This is a genomic window from Streptomyces sp. MK37H, from assembly GCF_018035285.1.
Taxonomy (GTDB): Bacteria; Actinomycetota; Actinomycetes; order Streptomycetales; family Streptomycetaceae; genus Streptomyces; species Streptomyces endocoffeicus.
This window is the reverse complement of sequence record NZ_JAAAYH010000155.1, coordinates 1-18,372: the sequence shown is the minus strand read 5'-3', so window position 1 is coordinate 18,372 and position 18,372 is coordinate 1. Positions and strand designations below refer to the sequence as shown.

Sequence of the window (18,372 nt, the reverse complement as noted above, 5' to 3'; positions counted from 1 at the left end):
ATGTGGCAGATGGCGAGCGCCAGCGCGTCGGCGGCGTCGGCCGGTTTGGGCGGCGCGTCCAGCCGCAGCAGCCGGGTCACCATCGAGCCGACCTGCGCCTTGTCGGCGCGCCCGGATCCGGTGACGGCCGCCTTGACCTCGCTGGGAGTGTGCAGCGCGACCGGCAGCCCGCGGCGGGCCGCGCACAGCATGGCGACGGCGCTGGCTTGCGCGGTGCCCATGACGGTGCGGACGTTGTGCTGGCTGAACACCCGCTCCACGGCGACGAATTCCGGCCGGTGGGCGTCGAGCCACTCCTCGATGCCGCGCTCGATGAGGACGAGCCGGTCGGCGGTCGCGGCGTCCGCCCCGGTCCGTATGACGCCGACGCCGAGCATCCGCAGCGGGCGGCCCGCGACCCCCTCGACCACACCGACGCCGCACCGGGTCAGCCCCGGGTCCACGCCCAGCACACGCACCGCGCCCCTCCCCTCACCGCGCTTCGGTCACCTGTTCCTGCAGGCTAGCGGCTGCCGCCGACAACACCCGCGGACAACGCCGACGGGCCGGTGGGGTGCTGCCCCGCCGGCCCGTCCCTTTCGTCGACCGCCGTGCCGATCCGCCGTCAGGCGTCCACCTTGGCCATGACCTCGTCGGAGACGTCGAAGTTGGCGAAGACGTTCTGCACGTCGTCGCTGTCCTCGAGAGCGTCGATCAGCTTGAAGATCTTGCGCGCGGCGTCTTCCTCGAGCTGGACCTGCATCGTGGGCACGAAGTTGGCATCGGCCGAGTCGTAGTCGATGCCCGCCTCCTGGAGGGCGGTGCGGACCGCGACCAGGTCGGTGGCCTCGCTGATGACCTCGAAGGACTCACCGAGGTCGTTGACCTCCTCGGCGCCCGCGTCCAGGACCGCGCCCAGCACGTCGTCCTCGGTGAGCTCGCCCTTGGGGACGATGACGACGCCCTTACGGTTGAACAGGTACGACACGGAGCCCGGGTCGGCCATCGAGCCGCCGTTGCGCGTCATGGCGACGCGGACGTCGGAGGCCGCGCGGTTGCGGTTGTCGGTCAGACACTCGATGAGGACGGCCACGCCATTGGGGCCGTAGCCCTCGTACATGATCGTCTCGTACTCGGCGCCACCGGCCTCCAGGCCGGCACCACGCTTGACCGCGCTGTCGATGTTCTTGTTCGGAACCGACTGCTTCTTCGCCTTCTGGATGGCGTCGAAGAGCGTCGGGTTACCCTCCGGATCGGCACCGCCCATCCGGGCCGCGACCTCGACGTTCTTGATCAGCTTCGCGAAGAGCTTGCCGCGCTTGGCATCGATCACGGCCTTCTTGTGCTTCGTCGTAGCCCATTTAGAGTGGCCGGACATCCGCCTGTCTCCTTCGCGTAACCCATTGCTGTACGAACGCCTGAGATCCTACCGGGATCGGCCCAGCCTGCGGCGAGGACGGCCCTCCCGTCTCCCGCCACCACCCTCGACCGAGCGCTACGCGCCCCGCACCATGTCCACGAAGAGCCGGTGGACCCGGTGGTCCCCGGTCAGCTCGGGGTGGAACGAGGTCGCCAGGACATTGCCCTGCCGGACGGCGACGGTGTGCCCGTCGAACGTCGCGAGCACCTCGGCACCACCGCCCACGGACTCGACCCACGGCGCGCGGATGAAGACCCCCTCGACCGGGCCGTCCTCGATGCCCTGGATGTCGACCTCGGCCTCGAAGGACTCGTTCTGGCGGCCGAAGGCGTTACGGCGCACGATCATGTCGATGCCGCCGATGGTCTCCTGGTCGTCCCGGCCGTCGAGGATCTTGTCCGCGAGCATGATCATGCCCGCGCACGTACCGTACACCGGCATCCCGGCCCGGACCCGCTCGCGCAGCGGCTCGAGCAGCCCGAAGATGACCGCCAGCTTGGACATGGTGGTCGACTCGCCCCCGGGGATCACCAGGGCCGCGACCTCGGCGAGCTCCTCGGGCCGGCGGACCTGCCGGGGCGAGGCCCCGGCCGCGGTGAGCGCGGCGAGATGCTCGCGGACATCGCCCTGGAGGGCGAGCACACCGATCACGGGGGCGTCGGCGGTGGACGTAGCCGGTATGGACGACGTAGTCACGGAAGCGAAGACCTCTCGAACGTCAGGGGCACCACGCGCCGGGCCGACGGGCCGGGGCGCGTGGTGCCATGTGGTGCCGTACGGGCGCCGGTTACCAGCCGCGGCTGGCGTAGCGCTCGGCCTCGGGGAGGGTGTCGCAGTTGATGCCGACCATGGCCTCGCCGAGATTCCGGGACGCCTCCGCGATGACCTTGGGGTCGTCGTAGAAGGTGGTGGCCTTCACGATCGCGGCGGCGCGCTTGGCCGGGTCGCCCGACTTGAAGATGCCGGAGCCCACGAACACGCCCTCGGCGCCGAGCTGGCGCATCAGCGCGGCGTCGGCCGGGGTGGCGACGCCACCGGCGGAGAACAGCACGACCGGCAGCTTGCCGGTCTGCGCGATCTCGGCGACCAGCTCGTAGGGGGCGCGGATCTCCTTGGCGGCCGCGTAGAGCTCGTGGTTGTCCAGGCCCCGCAGCCGGGCGATCTCGCCCTTGATCTGACGCAGGTGGCGCACGGCCTCGACGACATTGCCGGTACCGGCCTCGCCCTTGGAACGGATCATGGCCGCACCCTCGGCGATCCGGCGCAGCGCCTCGCCCAGGTTGGTGGCTCCGCAGACGAACGGGGTGGTGAAGGACCACTTGTCGCTGTGGTTGACCTCGTCGGCCGGGGTGAGCACCTCGGACTCGTCGATGTAGTCGACGCCGAGCGACTGCAGCACCTGCGCCTCGACGAAGTGGCCGATCCGCGACTTGGCCATCACCGGGATGGAGACGGCGTTGATGATGCCCTCGATCATGTCCGGGTCGGACATCCGGGCCACGCCGCCGTCCTTACGGATGTCGGCCGGCACCCGCTCGAGGGCCATGACCGCGACGGCTCCGGCGTCCTCGGCGACCTTGGCCTGCTCGGGGGTGACGACGTCCATGATCACGCCACCCTTGAGCTGCTCGGCCATACCGCGCTTGACGCGGGCGGTGCCGGTCGCGGGGGCGTCGGAGTTGGACGTGCTGGCGGGCGTGATGGACACGGTTTGACCTCACTCGATAATGAAAAGTGCGATGAGCCCATCGTAGGGCCGTTCGATACCGGTACATGACCCGGCCATCTGGTCCAGGTCACGAGCGTGTGTGCTACACGAATGACAAAACCGCGTCGGGGCGGGGATCGGCAAGGGCCAATCAAAGGCCGGTGGCTCGAAGCGACCGGTGAATCCTCGGTACGCGAAGGGCGGTCACCCCCTCGGCACAGGGGCTCCTCAGCGCTCGGCTTCCTCGGTGCCCGGCACCCGCCCCAGCGCCGCCGGTGGCTCGTCGTCCATCTCGAAGGCGAGCGGGAACGGAGCGTGGCCCGCCAGCCGGAACCAGCGCACCATCCGATGGCGGCGCAGCGCCCGCGCCGCGCGCACCGCGTCGTTGTGGAACCGGCGGGCCATCGGCACCCGCCTTACCGCCTCCGTGAGCTCCCCCAGCGCGTCCTCGCCGCCCGGCGCCTCCCGTACCGCCTCGGCCTGGGCACTGTCCTCGAAGACGGCCCGCAGCGCCTGGCTCAGCTCGCTCTCGGCGACCTCGCGGTGCTCCTCCTCGGACTGCCGGGCGGCGTGCGCGGCCTGGTAGAGCACGATCGAGGCGGCGGGATCGAGCACTCCGGCGGTGGCCAGCTCCTGGGCGACGGAGGCACGCCGCAGCAGTTGCGCGTCCAGCGCGGCCCGTGCCGCGTCCAGACGGCTGTGCAGCCGGTCGAGGCGTCCCGCGGTCCAGCTCAGGTAGGCGGCGATGACGACCAGTGCGACCGCGATCCAGATCAAGGTGCTCACGGCCCTCCACGCTACCGCCTGCCGCCCCCGGAGTCCGGGGCGGAGCCCTCAGCCGGGGCCGCCGCGCGCGGCGGTGTGAGGCCCCTCCGGGCGGGTCCTGAGCAGGTCGGAGGAAGCTCGCTACGGTTCGGACAGCGCCCCGAAGGGGCGCGGGGAACTGCGCGACCAGCCACGACGGCACCGCAGCCGACCGACGACCCATCGCAACACTTCCAGCGGAGCGCTTAGTCCCTCGCGAGCCCCAGCCGCGCCCACAGCCGCGTACGGTCGTCGGCGGCCACCGACGACGCCCCGTCCGTCACCGTCTCGTAGACCGCGAGGATGTCCGCCCCCACCGTCGACCAGTCGAAGCGCCGTACGTGCCGGCTGCCCCGCTCCCGCAGCTCGGCCAGCCGCCTCTCGTCGCCCAGCAGCCGTACCGCGGCCGCCGCCAGGGCGTCGGCGTCCTCGTTGGCGAACAGCTCACCCGCCGCTCCCCCGTCCAGCACCTGGGCGAACGCGTCCAGATCGCTGGCGAGGACCGCGGCCCCCGCCGACATGGCCTCGACGAGGATGATGCCGAAGCTCTCGCCGCCCGTATTGGGCGCGATGTAGACATCGACGCTGCGCAGCAGCCGCGCCTTGTCCTCGTCGCTGACCATCCCCAGGAACTCCACGCGCTCCCGCAGCGGAGCGGGCAGATCGGCCACGGCCTCCTTCTCGTCACCGCGCCCGGCGATCAGCAGCCGCGCCCCCGGCCGGGCCTCGAGAATCTTCGGCAGGGCGCGCATCAGCACCGGCAGTCCCTTACGGGGCTCATCGATCCGGCCCATGAAGCCGATCGTCTCCCCCTGCCACTCCTCCTTCGGCTCGGCGTCCGCGAAGAAGCCCACATCGACGCCGTTGGGGATGACCACCGCGTCGCCGCCCAGGTGCTCCACCAGCGTCCGGCGCGCATACTCGCTCACCGCGATCCGCGCACTGATCTTCTCCAGCGCCGGCTGGAGGATCGGATACGCGGCGATCATGGCCCGGGAGCGGGGATTGGAGGTGTGGAACGTCGCGACGATCGGCCCCTGGGCCGCCCAGCAGGCCAGCAGCCCCAGCGAGGGCGAGGTGGGTTCGTGGATGTGGATGACGTCGAAGGCGCCGTCGTGCAGCCAGCGGCGCACCCGCGCGGCCGACAGGAACCCGAAGTTCAGCCGGGCCACCGAGCCGTTGTACGGCACCGGCACCGCACGCCCCGCGGAGACCACGTACGGCGGCAGCGGCGTCTCGTCGTCCGCGGGGGCCAGCACGGAGACCTGGTGGCCGCGCCGGATCAGATGGTCGGCCAGATCGCGGATGTGGAACTGGACGCCGCCTGGGACATCCCAGGAGTACGGGCAGACGATCCCGATCCTCAAGGCTTCTCCATTTCAGGGCGCCCAGGGCTTCCGTGGCCCTCGGGACTTCCAGCGCTTCCTGGACCGCGGTCCAGGTCCGCGAGCCACAGCCGCTGCAGCATGTGCCAGTCCTCCGGGTGCTCGGAGATCCCCGAGGCGAAGGCGTCGGCCATCTCCTGGGTCATGACGGCGATCCGCTCCGCGCGGTTCCCGTCCCCGGGCGCCTCGACCGGCGGGTGAACCCGCCCCCGCATCACCGGCGACTCGTCGTACCAGAGGGTCACCGGCAGCAGCAGGGCGCCGGTCTGCAGGGCGAGCGCGGCGGGCCCGGCCGGCATCTTCGCCCGCTCGCCGAAGAACGACACCTCCACGCCCGAGGCCGACAGATCGCGGTCGGCCACCAGACACACCAGACCGCCCGAGCGCAGCCGCCGCGCCAGCGTCCCGAAGGCGCTCCCCCCCTGGTGCGGCAGCACCTCCATGCCCAGCCCCTCGCGGTAGGCCACGAACCGGTCGTACAGCGACTCCGGCTTCAGCCGCTCCGCGACCGTGGTGAAGGGCACTCCCAGATGGGTGGTCACCCAGGCCCCGGCGAGGTCGTAGTTGCCCATGTGCGGCAGCGCCAGGATCACGCCCCGGCCCTCGGCGAGACCGTCCACCAGATAGTGCACGTCCTTGACGTCGAAGCCGCCCCGTATCCGCTCCGGGCTCCACGCCGGCAGCCGGAAGGACTCCATCCAGTAGCGCAGGTACGAGCGCATGCCCGCCCGCGACAGCTCGGCCAGCCGCCGGGGCGAGGCGTCCGGCACCACGCGCGCCAGATTGGCCTCCAGGCGCAGCACGCCCTTGCCGCGCCGCTTCCACGTCTGGTCGGCGATGCGCTGCCCCAGCGCCACGGCGACCGGCTCCGGGAGCTTCTTGACCACGCTCCAGCCGAGTCCGTACAGCGCGTCGGTCAGCCTCTCCTTCACCGCGCCTCGCCCCCCTGGGGCACCGTCCGCTCCCCGGCGTCCGCCTCGGCGGCCTCCCGGCGCACCGTCACCACCCGCTGGACGAGGGTCACCGCGCTGCCGACGGCCACGATCCACAGCGCGATCGGGAGCAGGATGTCGATATGCGGCACGCCGAACTTGTGCAGCCCCGAGAAGCCGCACGCCACCAGCGAGATCACCAGCCGCTCGGCACGCTCCACCAGCCCGTTGACATTCACCGGCAGGCCGATGCTCTCGCCACGGGCCTTGGTGTACGAGACCACCTGGCCGCTGGCGAGGCAGAAGATCGTCACCGCACACAACACATTGTCGTCCCCGCGGCCCGCGTACCACAACGCCAGACCGCCGAAGATCGCGCCGTCGGCCACCCGGTCCAGCGTGGAGTCGAGGAACGCGCCCCAGCGGCTGGAGCGCCCCAGCTGCCGTGCCATATTGCCGTCGACCAGGTCGGAGAAGACGAACAGCGTGATGACGACGGTGCCCCAGAAGAACTCCCCCCGGGGATAGAAGACCAGTGCGCCCGCGCACACGCCGGCGGTGCCGGTGAGGGTCACCGCGTCGGGGCTGACCCCGAGACGGATCAGCAGGGCGGCGAACGGTGTGAGAACACGCGTGAAGAATGCACGCGCGTACTTGTTCAGCATGGCCTTCCCGGGGGGTCGAAACGGGCCGGGTGGTCAAGAGGCCACCGGCGCGCCCATCGTAGCCACGCCCCGAAGGGGCGCCGTGCACCTGTCGGACGGCTCCGTAACCCCGTGCGCGGTACGGCCGCATGTGTGACGTATGGACGCACCGTTACAGGGGTGGAAAGCTCGAAGTATCGCAAGGTGTCGACCGGGAGGCGAGACACATGGGCGACAAGACGAGTACACACCCAGGGGCCGCCGGAAGGGCAGTGGCGGCCGACCGGCCCAGCTCCCTGCGGAATGTGGTTCTGGTCGGCCACAGTGGGACCGGAAAGACGACGCTGGTGGAGGCCCTCGCACTGGCGACGGGCGCGGTCAACCGAGCGGGCAGGGTCGAGGACGGCGGCTGTCTCTCGGACTACGACGATATCGAGCACCGGCAGCAGCGTTCGATCCAGCTGTCGCTGGTCCCCGTCGAATGGGGCGGGATGAAGATCAATCTCCTGGACACCCCGGGCTATGCCGATTTCGTCGGGGAACTCAGGGCCGGTCTGCGAGCGGCGGACGCGGCCCTTTTCGTTGTCTCGGCCGCCCAGGACGCCCTGGGCATCACCGGGGCCACCCGCATGATCTGGGACGAGTGCGCCGCGGTCGGGATGCCGCGCGCCATCGTGATCACCCACCTCGAAGCCGCCCGTGCCAGCTTCGAGGAGATGACCGAGCTGTGCCGGGACAGCTTCGGCGGCGACGACCCCGACGCCGTACTGCCGCTGTACCTGCCGCTGCGCGGCGAGCCGGGACCGGACGGGCACGCCCCCGTGACCGGGCTCATCGGGCTGCTCACCCAGCGGGTCTTCGACTACTCCTCGGGGACGCGCACCGAATCACCGCCGAAGGAGAACCAGCTGCCGCTGGTCGAGGAGGCCCGCGGCCGGCTCATCGAGGGGATCATCGCCGAGAGCGAGGACGAGACCCTCATGGACCGCTATCTCGGCGGTGCGGAGATCGACGTCAAGACGCTGATCGAGGACCTGGAGAAGGCCGTCGCACGCGGCAGCTTCCACCCCGTGCTGGCGGCGGCGCCCGCCGCGGCGGGGTCCAAGCAGGGCCTGGGCACCGTCGAACTGCTGGACCTGGTGACCGGCGGCTTCCCGTCCCCGCTGGAGCGCGAGACGCCCGACGTCACCACCCCGCAGGGCGCCGCCCGCCCGCCGCTGAGCTGCGATCCGGACGGTCCGCTGGCCGCCGAGGTGGTCAAGACCTCCTCCGATCCGTATGTCGGCCGGATCTCCCTGGTGCGGGTCTTCTCCGGCACCCTCCGCCCCGACGAGACCGTCCATGTGTCCGGACACGGTCTGGAGGACCGCGGCCATGAGGACCACGACGTGGACGAGCGGGTCGGCGCCCTGTCCGCGCCCTTCGGCAAACAGCAGCGCACCCTCCCCCAGGCCATCGCGGGCGATCTGGCGTGCGTGGCCAAGCTGACCCGCGCCGAGACCGGGGACACCCTCTCGTCCAAGGACCAGCCGCTCCTGATGGAGCCCTGGCAGATGCCCGATCCGCTGCTGCCGGTGGCCATCCAGGCGCACAGCAAACCGGACGAGGACAAGCTGTCGCTGGGCCTGTCCCGGCTGGTCGCCGAGGACCCGACGATGCGCCTGGAGCAGAACCCCGACACCCATCAGGTGGTGCTGTGGTGCCTGGGCGAGGCGCATATGGACGTCGCGCTGGAGCGGCTGCGCAGCCGGTACGGCGTCCAGGTGGACGCGGTGCCGTACAAGGTCTCGCTGCGCGAGACCTTCGGGGCGAAGTCGGCCGGGCGCGGCCGCCATGTCAAGCAGTCCGGAGGGCACGGCCAGTACGCGATCTGCGAGATCGAGGTGGAGCCGCTGCCGGAGGGCTCGGGCATCGAGTTCGTGGACAAGGTCGTGGGCGGCGCGGTGCCCCGGCAGTTCATCCCGTCCGTCGAGAAGGGCGTACGCGGCCAGGCCGCGCGCGGCGTCGCCGCCGGGTATCCCCTGGTCGATGTGCGAGTCACGCTGCTGGACGGCAAGGCCCACTCGGTGGACTCCTCCGACGCCGCCTTCCAGACGGCGGGCGCGCTCGCGCTGCGCGAGGCGGCCGCCGACGCCCGGATCGATCTGCTGGAACCGGTGGTGGAGGTGGGCGTACTGGTCTCGGACGACTATGTCGGCGCCGTCATGAGCGATCTGTCCGGCCGGCGCGGCCGGGTCGTCGGCACCGAACAGTCCGGCGGCGGACAGACCTTGATCAAGGCGGATGTGCCGGAGATCGAGATCGGTCGGTACGCGGTCGATCTGCGATCGCTTTCGCATGGCACGGGACGGTTCAGCCGCTCCTACGCCCGGCATGAGCCGATGCCCCACCAGCTGGCCGAGCGGATGCGCGAACAAGTCGCCGCGGAGGCGTAGTTCAGGGCCCGTCCATGGCGTAGTGCACGGCCATGTCACGGCCCGTCCGTGGCGTATGTCACGGCCCGCCCGCCCCAACCGCGCCGGGGCGGGCGGGCCTTCGCCGTAGGCCGTCCACCGGCGGTTCCGCGGGCGGTCTTCTCCACGAGGGTTTTCCACAGGCCGCACACGCCCTGGCGACAGGCGGTGCACACCCCGGATACGCTGAGGTCGCAGCGCAAGAGCGTGCCGTATTGGGGGCGTTGGTGACGGACGGATTCGACTTCAGTCCCGGGGCGCAGGTTCCCCTGTCGGGAGCGGCGGGACAGACGGCGGCGACGCAGGCACTCGCGTCGGCCGCCTACCGCGACGACCCCGTGGCAAAGTTGCTCGACGCCAATTCGGAGTGGACGGTCTCGGAGGTCAAGAAGCCGAGGATCTCGCTCTTCGAACCGAATCTGGGCGAGGCGTTCGCGCGCGCCGTCCAGACGAGAATGCTCGGCGGCGGCCGGGGCCAGGTGATCCAGTCCTTCGGCATAGAGCCCCAGACGGTCGTCGAGCACTGTCTGGCCGCCAACCGCATCCGCAAGACCCGTGACGCCCGGCTCACCGCCGTCATGGTGATCTTCGGGCTGCTGTTCCTGCCCGGAGTGCTGCTCTGGCTCGGCGCCTTCCAGCTGCGCCGCTCGGTCGCCGGGGCCCAGGACAAGCGGATGGGTGCGCTCGGCACGGCGCTGCTGGTGGCGCTCGGGGTGATGGTCGTCATCTTCCTGATCAAGCTGCCCTTCGGGGGCTTCTGGGGGATCTATCTCCGGGGCGTCGTGGTCGCCCCGATCATCGGCTGGTACATCGCCAAGCAGATCTGCGAGCGCACCGCCAAGGACCTCCGGGACTCCTGGGGCGGGCTGCTCTCCGGCGGCGGCATCGGCGCCAAGGTGCCCGAGACGGTGCCCAACCACCCGGGCCAGACCGCCGCCGAGGAGCTCCGCAAGGCGCTCCACAAGCTCACCGCCGAGCAGTACAGCAATGTGGTCTTCTACGCCGGCCCCAAGGGCATATTGGGCATGGGCACCCGCTGGGGCAGCTGGCAGCTGGCCGAGGACCTGGTCTCGGCCGATCCCGACAAGGAGATCGACCCCTTCCGCAGCTGGGACGTCATACGGGCGATCCACGACCAGCTGCGCATGCTGGAGCGCACCCCGCTGCACACCGGCGGCTTCCCCACCCCCTCCGTGCGTCACTGGGTGGTCTCGCCGATCGGCGAGGGGGCCAAGGCGGTCGAGCGCGGCGGCACCTCCGAGGAGGAGGGCTTCCAGATAAAGGGCGTCGAGCTCCAGCGGATCTGCGACCAGCAGCAGTTCGGCGCCGGTGACCGGCACTACCTGGGTGTCCAGTTCGTGCTCTGGGACGGCCAGTTGGTGATCACCCTGATGATCACGGTGACCCTGCTGCACAAGACGCTGCGGATCGAGGTCACCGGGCATGCGCTGGGGCCGGTGCACCCGCTGTTCACCAGCAAGCCCTCGGCGCCCTCCAAGACGGTCGCCAAGACCTTCCGGTTCTGGGAGACCAAATCCATCCCGCTGCCGCTGGTGAACACGAAGGAGGTCGTGCGGCTGGCCGCGCGCGCCCCCTTCACCTGGTACCCGCCGATCCTGGACCACCTCGGGGGCAAGCTGGTGCTGCCCGAGCCGTTCGGTCTGCGGCACGCCTGGGCGGACAAGCCCTGGCGGCACCGCTTCATGGCGGACGACGCGCTGCGCGCCGCGACCCCGGTGCTGCGGGTGGTCCATGAGGCGGCCATCGGGGTGCTCAAGCACCACGGCGTGGACACCGAGCGCTTCGGCAACCGCTCGCTGGCCCTCAGCGGCCAGGTCCAGGAGGCGGCTCCGAAGAAGGCCGATCTGTACGACGCGTAAGGGCACGACGCGTAAGGCAACCGCAAATGGGTCGGGCCCTGGCCACACGGCCAGGGCCCGACCCATGAGCGGTTGCTAGGGTCCTTCTGGCGGGTCTCCGTGGAGGAAGGAGCGGCGCCCGGTGCGTGCTCTCGGCGTGCCGCGGGGAAGCCCTCGTAGCGGAGCTACTTGGGGTTTCGCGCGGTGCGCCGAGAGTGCGTGCAGGGCGCCGCGACGCCGCGGAGATCCGCCAGAAGGACCCTAGGCCCCCGGCTGGGGCCAGGCGTCGGCGAGCAACCGGCGGGTGTCGGCGAGGAGTTGCGGCAGCACCTTGGTCGTGCCGATCACGGGCATGAAGTTGGTGTCCCCGCCCCAGCGCGGCACCACATGCTGATGCAGATGCGCCGCGATTCCGGCGCCCGCCACGGTCCCCTGGTTCATGCCGATGTTGAAACCGTGCGCACCCGAGGCGGTACGCAGCGCGGTCATGGCGGCCTTGGTGTATTCCGCGAGCTCCACCGTCTCCTCGGCGGTGAGCTCGGTGTAGTCGGCGATGTGCCGGAACGGGACGACCATGAGATGGCCGCCGGTGTACGGATACAGATTGAGCACGGCGTAGACGGACTCGCCGCGAGCGATGATCAAGCCGTCCTCGTCGGACTTCTCCGGAATGGAGCAGAACGGACAGCCATCGCCCGCGCCCGGGCCGGTCGGCTTGTTCTCCCCCTGGATGTAGGCCATCCGATGGGGCGTCCACAGGCGCTGGAACGCGTCAGGCGTCCCCACTCCGATCTGCTGTTCCGGCTCACTCGTCATGCGGGCCAGCATATTCGCCCCGCAGGGGTGAGGAAGAGCCGAGGGGCGGCCCTGGTCAGGGCCGCCCCTCGGAATCCTGGCCTCCGTGGAGACCGCTATTGGATCAGACCTGGATCCGGCGCTCCACGGCGTCGGCGATCTCGGCCAGCGCCTGGTCGATCGGGATGCCGTTCTTCTGCGAGCCGTCGCGGTAGCGGAAGCTCACCGCACCGTTCGCGACGTCCTCGTCACCGGCGATGACCATGAACGGGATCTTGGACTTCTGGGCGTTCCTGATCTTCTTCTGCATCCGGTCCGAGGACGAGTCCACCTCCATCCGCAGGCCCTTCGCCTTGGCCTGCGCGGCGAACTCCTCCAGGTACGGCACATGGGTGTCGCCGATCGGGATGCCGACCGCCTGGACCGGGGCGAGCCACACCGGGAAGGCGCCCGCGTAGTGCTCCAGCAGCACCGCGAAGAAGCGCTCGATCGAGCCGAAGAGCGCCCGGTGGATCATGACGGGCTGCTGACGGGAGCCGTCCGCCGCGGTGTACTCCAGCTCGAACCGGGCCGGCTGGTTGAAGTCGACCTGGATGGTCGACATCTGCCAGGTGCGGCCGATCGCGTCCCGGGCCTGGACCGAGATCTTGGGGCCGTAGAAGGCGGCGCCGCCCGGGTCCATGACCAGCTCCAGGCCCTGCTTCTCGGCGGCCTTGCGCAGCTCCTCCGTGGCCTCTTCCCACTGGTCGTCGCTGCCCATGAACTTGTCGGAGTCGTCCCGGGTGGACAGCTCCAGATAGAAGTCGCTCAGGCCGTAGTCGCGGAGCAGGTCCAGCACGAAGGTGAGCAGATTGTCCAGCTCATCGGCCATCTGCTCCTTGGTGCAGTAGATGTGGGAGTCGTCCTGGGTGAAACCCCGGGCCCGGGTCAGGCCGTGGACGACGCCGGACTTCTCGTACCGGTAGACCGTGCCGAACTCGAAGAGCCGCAGCGGCAGCTCGCGGTAGGACCGCCCGCGCGCCCGGAAGACCAGGTTGTGCATCGGGCAGTTCATGGCCTTGAGGTAGTAGTCCTGGCCCTCGAACTCCATGGGCGGGAACATGCCGTCCATGTAGTGCGGCAGATGGCCGGAGGTCTCGAAGAGGCGCGCCTTGGTGATGTGCGGGGTGTTGACGAACTCGTACCCCGCCTCCTCGTGGCGCTTGCGCGAGTACTGCTCCATCTCCTTGCGGATCACACCGCCCCGGGGATGGAACACCGCGAGGCCCGAGCCCAGCTCGTCGGGGAAGGAGAACAGGTCCAGCTCCGCGCCCAGCTTGCGGTGATCGCGCTTCTCGGCTTCGGCGAGGAAGTCCAGATACGCCTTCAGCTCGTCCTTGGTCGGCCAGGCGGTGCCGTAGATCCGCTGGAGCTGGGGGTTCTTCTCACTGCCCCGCCAGTACGCGGCGGCGCTGCGCATCAGCTTGAAGGCCGGGATGTTCCGCGTGGTCGGCAGGTGCGGACCGCGGCACAGGTCCTTCCAGCACAGCTCGCCGGTCTTGGCGTCGAGGTTGTCGTAGATGGTCAGCTCGCCCGCGCCGACCTCGGCCGACGCGCCCTCGGCGGCGTCCGCGGCCGACCCCTTGAGCCCGATCAGCTCCAGCTTGTACGGCTCGGCGGACAGCTCCTCGCGCGCCTCCTCGTCGGTGACCGCGCGGCGGGAGAACCGCTGCCCCCGCTTCTGGATCTCCTGCATCTTCTTCTCGATGCGCTTGAGATCGTCCGGGTGGAACGGGGTCTCGACGTCGAAGTCGTAGTAGAAGCCGTCCTTGATCGGCGGGCCGATGCCCAGCTTCGCCTCCGGGAACAGCTCCTGCACCGCCTGGGCCATCACATGGGCGGTGGAGTGGCGCAGGATGTCCAGACCGTCCTGGCTGGTGATCTCCACCGGCTCGATCTCGTCGCCCTCGGCCGGCCGGTACGCCAGGTCCTTGAGCTGCCCGCCCACGCGCACGGCGACGATCGAGCGGTCGCCGGCGAAGAGGTCCGCCGTCGTAGTGCCCGTGGCCACCACGCGTTCTTCCCGCTCGGAATCGCGTTGGATGATCACACGGACGTCTGACACCGGTCTCTCCTGACTGATGGATGGCTCCCCGCGGCGAATGCCGCGCAGCGTGAATCGTACCGAGCCGACGGGCGGGACCGCGAAACGGTTGTGGACGCCATCACCGCGCGGGGCGACGGTCACCGGACGCCGTCACCGCGCGCGAGGGCCGTCGGACGGACGCCGCCACCCACCCGGGGCGGCCCTCGTCCGACGCCATCACGACCCCCGGCGGCGGTCAGGGGCCGCCGCCGCACGCCTCCTCGAAGAAGTCCAGGTTCTCCTGGAGCGACTTGACCAGCCGGTCCCGCTCGGCCTCGTCCACCTGGACCGGGGTGACGCCGCCGGCCCCGCTGAGCCGCCGGAAGCCGCCGCGGCTCTCCAGCCGCCCCCGCACCCGGATCGGCAGCCCCACCAGATGGGCATGGCCGGCGATGCGGTAATCCTCCTCGTCCAGGGTGATCCGCACCTGTGCGACCTCCGCCCCGGAGAGCACCCGCAGCCGCACCGTCCCGGGACCGCCGGAACCGGTACGGCGCAGCCGCACCACCGCGCCCGTCAGACATACAGGAACGGACGGCTCATCCCGGACATAGCGGGCGCCCGCCTCTCTTAACCCCGGGAGGTCGCCCGGCGAGAACTCCACCGGATCGGGCCGGGCGGCGAACCCCGGCGGCGGACCGGCGGCCGGTGACCACTCCAGCGCCACCCGGGCCCCCTCCGTGCCCTGGACCAGCGCGATCACCGCCTCGGTCAGCTCCCGGCTGGCCCCCGCCTCGACCGCCGCGTCATACGCCTCCATGCCCCCGGTCGTCCGGTGGTAGTCGGCGGCGTCCCGCAGGGCGTACAGCGCGCGCAGCAGGGTGACGGCGGTGGCGCGGCCGTCCTCCTCGACGGGCACGAAGACGGTCAGCTCACGGCCGCCGGACTCGGCGCCCTGGGGCCCGGTCAGCACCCGCTCCAGGGACGCCTCGGCGGCGCGGCGGTGCCGGGCGCCGTAGTAGCCCGCGCGGCCGCGGGCGGCGAGCGCCCCGGCCAGCAGGGTGTCGCGGGCGGCGGCGCGCAGCCGCTCCTGCGCGGTCCAGGCGGAGGTGCCACCGGGGGATTCGGGCACCTCGCGCCGCCAGCGGATCTCGTCGCTGGGCACGGCGAGGCCGGTGAGCACCTCGCGGGCGGAGGGGGCGGCGCTGCGGCTGAGCGCCATCAGCGCCTCGCCGAGCAGATCGCCACTGTCGGGGAAGTCCCGGCTCTCGGGCACCAGCAGGCTGGTGCCGCCCGCGAGCCGGCCCGGCGGGGTCCAGCGGGCATACGCCCCCGGGGCGCCGCCGCGGCGGCGCCAGCCGTGCCGGGCGAGCAGGGCGCCGAGGACGGCCGGATCCACCTCGTCGGGGCGCGGGACCGACAGGGGTGCCGGGTCGTCCTGGGGCCATGGTCGGTCCATCACGGTCTCCCTCCCGCCCCGACCCGGGTCATGATCTCGCAGAGCGCGCGGTCGTCGAAGATCCGCGAGGTCGGGATCCGCACGGTGGTCCGGCGGCGGCCCGTGACCGCGTGGCCGGCCAGATTGATCCAGTAGCAGCAGTGGCGCAGGGACAGGCGGTCATGCCCGGCTCGCAGCCAGTCCTCCTGGCTGCGCGGCACGATCATCACCACGAGGATCTTGTGCACGGAGACCGGGCTGCGGGCCAGCTTGACCAGGTGGTCGTTGTCGAGCGTGAAGGCGAAGGTCGGCCCCGGAGGGTCCGGCGCGATCTGGTACGTGGCCTTGAGCTGCACCTTGATGGTGACCTCGTCGTCCACGGCGTGGCCGCGCGCGCTGTGGCTGACGTGCCAGTCGATGCCGTGGTCGGGGAAGGGCTGGGCCAGTGAGCAGCCCGCGGCCGCGGCCACCGCGTGCAGATAGCCCACCTGAAGGGTCTCCATACAGGCGGTGGTGGCGATTTGGCCACGCACGGGAGGTGATCCGCTCAGGGCAAGGCCGCTCGCCGTCGGGGCCGGGTCGGGTGTTGCGAGCGTCATGTCCGTGACGCCTTCCGGTCGTCGCCGGCTTCGTACACCTGTGTTGTCTCCGCGTCAGGACCTCGGCAAACAGCGGCGGTTCGAGGTCCTCCCTCCGGGTATCACCTGGTCGGGGCGGGATCAGAAGTCATCGAGGGGAAATGCACGAGGAGTTGAGGCCATGCCGTCCTGGTTCGAAGGGCCGCTCGCCGCCTTTGACACGGAGACCACGGGTGTCGATGTCGAGCATGACCGGATCGTATCGGCGGCCCTGGTGGTGCAGCGCGGGACCGGCAGCCTGCCGGAGATCCGGCGCTGGCTGGTGAGTCCGGGTGTGCCGGTGCCGCCGGCCGCCACCGAGATACACGGTCTGACCGACGCTCATCTCCAGCGTCACGGCAGATGGCCGGCGCCGGTGGTGGACGAGGTGGCACGGGCGATAGCGGAGCAGGTCACCCGGGGCACCCCGGTGGTGATCATGAACGCGCCGTTCGATCTGACCCTGCTGGACCGGGAGTTGAAGCGGCATCGCAACTCCAGCCTGGCGGGCTATCTTTCGCTGCGCTCGATGACCGTCCTGGATCCGCGGGTGCTGGACAAGCATCTGGACCGTTATCGCAAGGGCCGCCGCACCCTGATCGATCTGTGTGCGCACTACGGCGTGGAGCTGACCGGCGCGCATGACGCGGCGGCGGACGCGGCGGCCGCACTGCAGGTCGTACGGGCGGTGGGCCGCCGGTTCGCCTCCCGCCTGGAGACGCTGACGCCCGCCGAACTGCACGCCCGCCAGACGGTCTGGTACGCGGCGCAGGCCCGGGGGCTGCAGGCGTGGTTCGCGCTCAACGGTTCGGACGAGGTCTGCGATCCGGCCTGGCCGCTGCGGCCGGACCTCCAGGCCGCGGCCTGACGTTCGAACGCGGTGCGCGCTTGACCACTCAGGTGCGGCGTCAGGCCCGGCGGAGCGAGAAGGGGTGGCCGGCCGGGTCGGAGTAGATCCGTATGTCGCGCAGACCACCGTTGCACTTGGTGTCCAGCGGCCGCGCGCCCAGGTCGACGACCTGGCGCTCCGCGGCGTCGATGTCCTCCACCAGCAGGTCAAGATGCGCCTGCTGGGAGTCGTCCGGCCGTGGCCAGCTCGGCGGGGCGAAGCCGTGGTCCCGCAGGAAGGCCATCCGCGACCCGCCGGGTGCGACGATCTCGACCCGGTCGGGGGTGGTCAGCGGCTGGATCTCGGCGCCGAGCACCCGGGCGTAGAACTCGGCGAGTTCTTCGGGTTCGGCACAGTCCAAGGACAGGACGGCTGCGGTCGCGACGGCCATGAGTTCCCCTCCACATCGTCACCCACGGAAGTTCTATCCGGATACCCCGCTCCTGGCCGTACAAGCACACAAACCGGAGGCCGGGCCGCCTGCTGGCGGCCCGGCCTCCTGGGGTGGTGGGCGATACTGGGTTCGAACCAGTGACCTCTTCGGTGTGAACGAAGCGCTCTCCCACTGAGCTAATCGCCCGGGTTGTTCTCTTCGGGGTCTCCCCGGCGGAACGACCTGAACAATACAGGTCGCGGCGGGTTTGGTTCAAACCGCATTTCCGCCGGAGGGCCCGGAGGCCGGACCGGGCGGCACCCCGGCCGGACCGGCGGGCCGCGCGGCGAGGTATGCCCGCAGCCCCCGCAGCCCCGCGCGCATCATCAGGGCGTGGTTGGCCCGGAAGACGGGACGCCCGGGGAGCGCGAGACGGCGCAGCAGCGGCTTGCGGGCCACCACCTCCTGTTCGAAGAGGGCGCGGGTGCCGGTCCCCTGGGACAGCACCGTCCAGCGCGCCCATCCCTCCAGATCGCCCGCGAAGCCGATCTCCAGCACGCCGTCCGCCGGGTCCTGCCGCGCCTCGCTGACGATCAGCCGCAGGTCGTACGGGACGAGGGAGCGGAAGCGGGCGGCGCCGCTGCGCTCGTCGATCCGCCGGACCTCACGGACCTGGGGCCACCACCGCGGATAGTCGTCGCCGTTCGCCAGCACCGCGAAGACGGCGGCGGGCGGAGCGTCGAGGTCCCACCGGCTGCGGAAGCGGTAATGGCACCAGTCCATGCCCTCAGTGTGGTCCGGCCGTGACGGCGTGGCCAGGGGGTGTCTTGCGGATCATGCTGGGCTCCCGGCGTCTGGCACGGCGCCTCGCGGCGTTGCGCTCGTCGCGCGCAGCGCCGCTGCGCTCTCCTCCCGCGCCATGCGATGCTCCCCCGGCTACCGCTGGGAGGTGCCCCCCGCACCAGAAGCCGCTCGCTGATCCAGCCTGATCCACAAGGCACCCCCTAGCCC

Annotated in this window: 17 protein-coding genes and 1 tRNA gene; 3 read left to right on the top strand and 15 right to left on the bottom strand. The window is 70.9% G+C overall.

Going from position 1 to position 18,372, the window contains the following annotated elements:
- The 8 genes from ruvC to pgsA all read right to left on the bottom strand — a co-directional run.
- Window positions 1-458: crossover junction endodeoxyribonuclease RuvC (gene ruvC, locus GWI24_RS21985; RefSeq protein ID WP_210947631.1), on the bottom strand; the 458-nt coding region annotated here is incomplete at its 3' end.
- 146 nt (window positions 459-604) lie between these two features.
- Window positions 605-1,357 carry a YebC/PmpR family DNA-binding transcriptional regulator gene (locus tag GWI24_RS21980; RefSeq protein ID WP_037951606.1) on the bottom strand — a complete coding sequence of 251 codons (753 nt, stop codon included), beginning with the start codon at window positions 1,355-1,357 and terminating at the stop codon, window positions 605-607.
- Window positions 1,358-1,474: 117 nt separating this feature from the next.
- Window positions 1,475-2,095: a pyridoxal 5'-phosphate synthase glutaminase subunit PdxT gene (pdxT, locus tag GWI24_RS21975; RefSeq protein WP_308343907.1), complete on the bottom strand. Its 621-nt coding sequence runs from the start codon at window positions 2,093-2,095 to the stop codon at window positions 1,475-1,477.
- A gap of 91 nt (window positions 2,096-2,186) precedes the next feature.
- Window positions 2,187-3,107: a pyridoxal 5'-phosphate synthase lyase subunit PdxS gene (gene pdxS / locus GWI24_RS21970; RefSeq protein ID WP_210947630.1), complete on the bottom strand. Its 921-nt coding sequence runs from the start codon at window positions 3,105-3,107 to the stop codon at window positions 2,187-2,189.
- A gap of 228 nt (window positions 3,108-3,335) precedes the next feature.
- Entirely contained in the window at window positions 3,336-3,893 is a 558-nt protein-coding gene (locus GWI24_RS21965; RefSeq protein ID WP_210947629.1) for a hypothetical protein, read from the bottom strand.
- 224 nt (window positions 3,894-4,117) lie between these two features.
- On the bottom strand, window positions 4,118-5,278 hold the full coding sequence (locus GWI24_RS21960) for a glycosyltransferase family 4 protein (RefSeq protein ID WP_210947628.1): 1,161 nt from the start codon (window positions 5,276-5,278) through the stop codon (window positions 4,118-4,120).
- A complete protein-coding gene (locus tag GWI24_RS21955) occupies window positions 5,275-6,228 on the bottom strand; it encodes a phosphatidylinositol mannoside acyltransferase (RefSeq protein ID WP_210947627.1) in 954 nt (317 codons plus the stop codon). Before GWI24_RS21955 ends, GWI24_RS21960 begins: the two co-directional genes overlap by 4 nt.
- Entirely contained in the window at window positions 6,225-6,893 is a 669-nt protein-coding gene (pgsA, locus tag GWI24_RS21950; RefSeq protein WP_210947626.1) for a phosphatidylinositol phosphate synthase, read from the bottom strand. The genes GWI24_RS21955 and pgsA overlap by 4 nt, the downstream gene beginning before the upstream one ends.
- A gap of 206 nt (window positions 6,894-7,099) precedes the next feature.
- On the opposite strand from pgsA, the gene GWI24_RS21945 reads away from it, so the two are divergent.
- A complete protein-coding gene (locus GWI24_RS21945; protein WP_210947625.1) occupies window positions 7,100-9,307 on the top strand; it encodes an elongation factor G-like protein EF-G2 in 2,208 nt (735 codons plus the stop codon).
- 245 nt (window positions 9,308-9,552) lie between these two features.
- Window positions 9,553-11,205, top strand: a complete 1,653-nt coding sequence (locus GWI24_RS21940; RefSeq protein ID WP_210947624.1) for a hypothetical protein — start codon at window positions 9,553-9,555, stop codon at window positions 11,203-11,205.
- Between the two features lie 240 nt (window positions 11,206-11,445).
- On the opposite strand, the gene GWI24_RS21935 is transcribed toward GWI24_RS21940, so the two are convergent.
- From GWI24_RS21935 to GWI24_RS21920, 4 genes are all read right to left on the bottom strand, one after another.
- Window positions 11,446-12,012 carry an HIT domain-containing protein gene (locus GWI24_RS21935; protein ID WP_210947623.1) on the bottom strand — a complete coding sequence of 189 codons (567 nt, stop codon included), beginning with the start codon at window positions 12,010-12,012 and terminating at the stop codon, window positions 11,446-11,448.
- 91 nt (window positions 12,013-12,103) lie between these two features.
- Window positions 12,104-14,083, bottom strand: a complete 1,980-nt coding sequence (gene thrS / locus GWI24_RS21930; RefSeq protein ID WP_210947622.1) for a threonine--tRNA ligase — start codon at window positions 14,081-14,083, stop codon at window positions 12,104-12,106.
- A gap of 217 nt (window positions 14,084-14,300) precedes the next feature.
- Window positions 14,301-15,503, bottom strand: a complete 1,203-nt coding sequence (locus GWI24_RS21925) for a hypothetical protein (RefSeq protein WP_210947621.1) — start codon at window positions 15,501-15,503, stop codon at window positions 14,301-14,303.
- Complete coding sequence (locus GWI24_RS21920; RefSeq protein WP_374103328.1) at window positions 15,503-16,081, bottom strand: DUF4365 domain-containing protein; 579 nt, start codon at window positions 16,079-16,081, stop codon at window positions 15,503-15,505. The genes GWI24_RS21925 and GWI24_RS21920 overlap by 1 nt, the downstream gene beginning before the upstream one ends.
- A gap of 160 nt (window positions 16,082-16,241) precedes the next feature.
- Between GWI24_RS21920 and GWI24_RS21915 the strand changes: the two genes are divergently transcribed.
- The gene (locus GWI24_RS21915) at window positions 16,242-16,967 is read left to right on the top strand and encodes a 3'-5' exonuclease (RefSeq protein ID WP_210947620.1); all 726 of its coding nucleotides are present in this window, start codon (window positions 16,242-16,244) and stop codon (window positions 16,965-16,967) included.
- Window positions 16,968-17,007: 40 nt separating this feature from the next.
- Here GWI24_RS21915 and GWI24_RS21910 read toward each other — a convergent pair whose 3' ends face one another.
- From GWI24_RS21910 to GWI24_RS21900, 3 genes are all read right to left on the bottom strand, one after another.
- Window positions 17,008-17,379: a VOC family protein gene (locus tag GWI24_RS21910; protein WP_210947619.1), complete on the bottom strand. Its 372-nt coding sequence runs from the start codon at window positions 17,377-17,379 to the stop codon at window positions 17,008-17,010.
- A gap of 114 nt (window positions 17,380-17,493) precedes the next feature.
- A tRNA-Val gene (locus GWI24_RS21905) sits at window positions 17,494-17,568 on the bottom strand.
- Between the two features lie 66 nt (window positions 17,569-17,634).
- Window positions 17,635-18,144 carry an SRPBCC family protein gene (locus tag GWI24_RS21900; protein WP_210947618.1) on the bottom strand — a complete coding sequence of 170 codons (510 nt, stop codon included), beginning with the start codon at window positions 18,142-18,144 and terminating at the stop codon, window positions 17,635-17,637.
- Between the last annotated feature and the right edge of the window lie 228 nt (window positions 18,145-18,372).

Excerpts from the sequence above, each read along its gene's own strand:
- GWI24_RS21915 (WP_210947620.1), top strand. The coding sequence starts at position 16,242 with ATGCCGTCCTGGTTCGAAGGGCCGCTCGCCGCCTTTGACACGGAGACC.
- GWI24_RS21925 (WP_210947621.1), bottom strand. The coding sequence starts at position 15,503 with ATGGACCGACCATGGCCCCAGGACGACCCGGCACCCCTGTCGGTCCCG.
- GWI24_RS21920 (WP_374103328.1), bottom strand. The coding sequence starts at position 16,081 with ATGACGCTCGCAACACCCGACCCGGCCCCGACGGCGAGCGGCCTTGCC.
- GWI24_RS21935 (WP_210947623.1), bottom strand. The coding sequence starts at position 12,012 with ATGCTGGCCCGCATGACGAGTGAGCCGGAACAGCAGATCGGAGTGGGG.
- GWI24_RS21900 (WP_210947618.1), bottom strand. The coding sequence starts at position 18,144 with ATGGACTGGTGCCATTACCGCTTCCGCAGCCGGTGGGACCTCGACGCT.
- GWI24_RS21980 (WP_037951606.1), bottom strand. The coding sequence starts at position 1,357 with ATGTCCGGCCACTCTAAATGGGCTACGACGAAGCACAAGAAGGCCGTG.
- GWI24_RS21910 (WP_210947619.1), bottom strand. The coding sequence starts at position 17,379 with ATGGCCGTCGCGACCGCAGCCGTCCTGTCCTTGGACTGTGCCGAACCC.
- pgsA (WP_210947626.1), bottom strand. The coding sequence starts at position 6,893 with ATGCTGAACAAGTACGCGCGTGCATTCTTCACGCGTGTTCTCACACCG.
- GWI24_RS21945 (WP_210947625.1), top strand. The coding sequence starts at position 7,100 with ATGGGCGACAAGACGAGTACACACCCAGGGGCCGCCGGAAGGGCAGTG.